General features: G+C 38.8%; 3 protein-coding genes. 1 reads left to right on the top strand and 2 read right to left on the bottom strand.

Annotated elements, in window-relative coordinates; translation table 11 throughout:
* On the bottom strand, positions 1-807 hold an 807-nt coding region (locus tag V7147_RS23570), incomplete at its 3' end, for a YkvI family membrane protein (RefSeq protein WP_335370236.1).
* 234 nt (positions 808-1,041) lie between these two features.
* On the opposite strand from V7147_RS23570, the gene V7147_RS23565 reads away from it, so the two are divergent.
* A complete protein-coding gene (locus tag V7147_RS23565) occupies positions 1,042-3,177 on the top strand; it encodes an ATP-dependent Clp protease ATP-binding subunit (protein ID WP_335370235.1) in 2,136 nt (711 codons plus the stop codon).
* A 41-nt stretch (positions 3,178-3,218) separates the two neighbouring features.
* Here V7147_RS23565 and V7147_RS23560 read toward each other — a convergent pair whose 3' ends face one another.
* Positions 3,219-4,199 (bottom strand): DMT family transporter, encoded by a 981-nt coding sequence (locus V7147_RS23560; RefSeq protein ID WP_335370234.1) that lies wholly within the window; start codon positions 4,197-4,199, stop codon positions 3,219-3,221.
* Positions 4,200-4,314: the final 115 nt, after the last annotated feature.

The following is a 4,314-nucleotide window of genomic DNA, read 5'->3' as shown; positions in this document are numbered from 1 at the left end:
AATCACAAGGATATACAACCAATAGAAGGCAGCCATGAAGCTTTTCATCACTTCAGCCATCGGGATTTCAAAGTTTTCAACATTCGGTAGTGCCGACAAGGAAATATGACTTGTAAATAAAATAAGGCATAGTGCGCCTCCGCCAATTAGTCCGCCCCATCTTAATGTTTTTTCATTATCCATTTCTTTAGCAAGTGGAACCAAAACGGGCATAGCCATCATCAGGTTAAATGCTGCATATAAAAATGGTGAAATCATCCATTTAAAGCTTGCTGACTTTAGTTCTGGCCAACTAACTAGACTTGTTGCGTCCGTAAAAATAACTTCTACAGCTAAAACAACGCTGAAGAAAATCATAATCGGGACAACAAACATGTTCACACCAAATAACCCTTTGACCCCATATGTTAATACAAAAATGGAAAGTGCACCTGTAACAAGAATTCCAAATTGATAGGACAAGCCCAATTGCTCGTGAAAGATTGCCCCCGCCCCTGAAAGCATGACAGAAGTCACCCCAATTAGCACAAAAAGCATAAGGGCATTCACAAGGAACCCAATTTTTCTTCCAAATAAATATTCATTAAATTCCTTATAAGAATCAGCTTGTATCCGATTTGCGATTATCATGATTCGAGTCCCCAACCATATAAACAAGAATCCACTTATTCCAATTCCAATCAAACCGTACACACCGTATTGAGTAAAAAATTCAACAATTTCCCGACCTGTTGCAAAGCCTGCTCCTACGATTGTTCCTACATATACAGCACCGATTTGAAATGCTGCTCCCCAATTCCCTCGCACAAATGCCACCTCATTATTTGTCTGGTTACTTGATGTATATGTACAAGTTCTACAATTAAGACGAGCTATTCATTTAGTAAACTGAGGAAAAAGTTTCTAGGACTTTTCACTTGAAAGTCAAAAATGGTCAAAGTATAATATAGTCATAAGGTCAAAGATGGTCAAACATCACAATCGACCTATTTTAATTAATCAATTGGTCAAAGATAGTCAAAATCAAGGAGGTAGTTGTTTATGATTTGTCAATCATGTAACAAAAATGAAGCTACTATTCAGTTACACGTTCAATTTAATAACAATCAGCGACAAATTCAGCTTTGCAGTGAGTGTTATGTGAAGGAGAAGAACAACATGAAAATACCTTCAGGAATGAACGGTTTCCCTAATTTCACATTTGATGATCTATTTAAAGGCAATGCCTTTGGTCAACAAATGGGAAGCAATCAACAACAAACACAACCGAAACACGGTGGAAATGGCGGTGGTCTTCTCGATCACTTCGGTCGAAACCTTACCCAAATGGCGAAGGCTGGACTTATTGACCCAGTAATTGGTCGTGATGAGGAAATCCAACGTGTCATTGAAATTTTAAACCGCCGTAATAAAAACAATCCTGTTCTTATCGGGGAACCGGGGGTAGGTAAAACTTCCATTGCAGAAGGATTAGCTCTACAAATTGCTGAAGGAAAAGCACCAAATAAGCTTTCAAATAAACAGGTTTATCTACTAGATATCGCATCACTTGTCGCGAACACTGGTATTCGTGGTCAATTCGAAGACAGAATGAAGCAACTCATTGCTGAACTTCAAAAACGTAAAAATGTAATCTTATTTATTGATGAAATTCACCTCATCGTTGGTGCAGGTTCTGCAGAAGGTTCAATGGATGCAGGTAATATCTTAAAACCAGCTCTTGCTCGTGGAGAGCTTCAGTTTGTCGGTGCAACAACCTTAAAAGAATACCGACAAATTGAAAAAGATGCTGCATTAGAACGTCGTTTCCAACCTGTGACTGTGGATGAACCAACAGTTGACCAAGCGATTCAGATTCTTGAAGGTATTAAAGGAAAATATGAAGATTTCCATGGTGTGAAATATACAGAAGAAGCGATCCGTGCTTGTGTAACTTTATCACATCGTTATATTCAAGACCGCTTCTTACCAGATAAAGCAATTGACTTGCTTGATGAGGCTGGTTCTAAAATGAATTTAGCATCTAACGGAACAAATCCGAAGGACATCGAGGAAGAGCTTACTAAAATTGCAACTGAAAAAGAAAAAGCTGCTGCCGAAGAAAACTATGAATTGGCAGCAAAATTAAGACATCAAGAAATTCTGCTTGAAAAACAATTAAATACTCCAGAAAACAAAGAAGAAAATATGATTGATGTTGCAAATATCCAACAAATTATCGAAAAGAAAACAGGTATTCCTGTTGGTAAGCTACAAGAAAATGAACAACAAAAAATGAAGCATCTTGCTGAAAACCTTGCGAAAAAAGTCATAGGTCAAGAAGAAGCCGTTTCGAAGGTTGCGAAGGCTGTTCGTCGTAGCCGTGCTGGTCTGAAAGCGAAAAATAGACCAATTGGTTCATTCCTTTTCGTTGGGCCAACTGGTGTCGGTAAAACAGAATTAACGAAGACACTTGCAGAAGAATTATTCGGTTCGAAGGATGCCATGATTAGACTGGACATGAGTGAATACATGGAAAAACACTCTGTATCTAAAATCATCGGTTCTCCTCCTGGATATGTAGGCCATGAGGAAGCAGGTCAGCTCACTGAAAAAGTCCGTCGCAACCCTTATAGCATCATCCTTTTAGACGAAATTGAAAAGGCACATCCTGATGTTCAGCATATGTTCCTGCAAATTTTAGAGGATGGTCGTCTAACCGATAGCCAAGGACGTACAGTAAGCTTCAAAGATACAGTGATTATTATGACAAGTAACGCTGGAAGTGGAGGTCCTAAGAAAATTACAGTTGGTTTTGAAAAAGACGAAACAGATGTTTACAAGGAAACTTCTATCCTTGACTCACTAGGTTCTTTCTTCAAACCAGAATTCTTGAACAGATTTGATGCGATCATCGAATTCAAACAACTTGAAAAGGAACACTTACTACAAATTGTCGACCTAATGTTACATGATCTTGAAAAAACACTTCAAGAACAAGACATAACCATCGAAGTTGACGACGAAGCGAAACAAAAATTGGCTGAGCTTGGTTACCACCCTGCCTTTGGTGCGCGTCCATTACGTCGAGTTATCCAAGAACAACTTGAAGACCAAATCACTGATGTTCTTTTAGATCATGATGAACAAACAAGCTTGAACGTAACAGTCGAAGATAAGAAGATTGTCGTAAAATAATTCTCCATAAAAATGCAGAGCCAGTTTAAGCTCTGCATTTTTTATATCGATTTTGTCTCTAATTCATTCACTTTTACCGGTATTTTCCGATTCGAGAATAGGCTATGCAGCACCATTCCTCCAGTAATTATCAAAAGCCCTATGAACGAATACATAGTCGGTAGTGGTGCACTTAATAAAATAACCTCACCAAATATTACAAATATAATTTCCGTTGCTTGAGTCGCCTCCACCGCAGCCAGTTTACTTTGATCATGCTTTACAAGCTCAGTCGCAAAAAAGAATAGCACGGTTGCAATAATCCCAGAGGAAATCCCAACGATAAAGGATTGGAACACTTGATCTTTACTAGGCATCCCTGCTGTCGCAGTAGCGAAACCAGCTATGACAAGCCAAAACGGGATCGATGCCAGTGTCATTCCAAGTACACGTTGAAAGGTATCAAAATCATTATTACAATGCTCCATCATTTTTCGATTACCTAGTGGATACGCAAAAGCAGCCACTACTACAGGAAGAATTCCGACAAGAAGCATCTTGACTCCAATGCCTCCAACTGCTTCCTGAATCTGAATTAAGACAATCCCAATAAAAATAAAACTGGAAAATATAAGACCTTTAACCGGGATTTGTTCACGGATTTTTTGGACTCCATTTTTCGTCTCCACTGTTTTGTAGAAAAAAGGAACAACAAGAAGACCAGCTATAATGACAAATTGCCATGTTCCCGCAACTAACCAACCTGGACCTGAAGCAGCCGCAAAGGTAAGTGGTGCATAAAACAATCCAAATCCAACTGTACTCCAAAGAATCCATTTTACAGGATTCTTTTTTAGTTCTTGAAGAAGTGGCTTCAAATTCCCTCTTATGAGAACAATCCCAATTAAAAATGGGACCATAAAAAAATATCGCAATGAAGAACTCCAAAGCCAGCTTCCACCTGAAAGCTCCATTGAGCGATTTAAAATAAACGTTACTGCAAAAAAAAGAGATGAGACAATTCCAATAAGTATCGCTTTCATTAATTAACTCCTTCCATTGCAAAAATCACTCAAACATCAAATACGCCTTGCGTATATGCGCCCGATTTTTAGGCCCACATGAAGTGGGTCATGAGGACGTTGCCACAGGATGTGG

The sequence above is a fragment of the Bacillus sp. JJ1521 genome (assembly GCF_036965165.1).
Taxonomy (GTDB): Bacteria; Bacillota; Bacilli; order Bacillales; family Bacillaceae_L; genus Ferdinandcohnia.
This window is presented reverse-complemented; position numbering and strand designations above follow the sequence as displayed.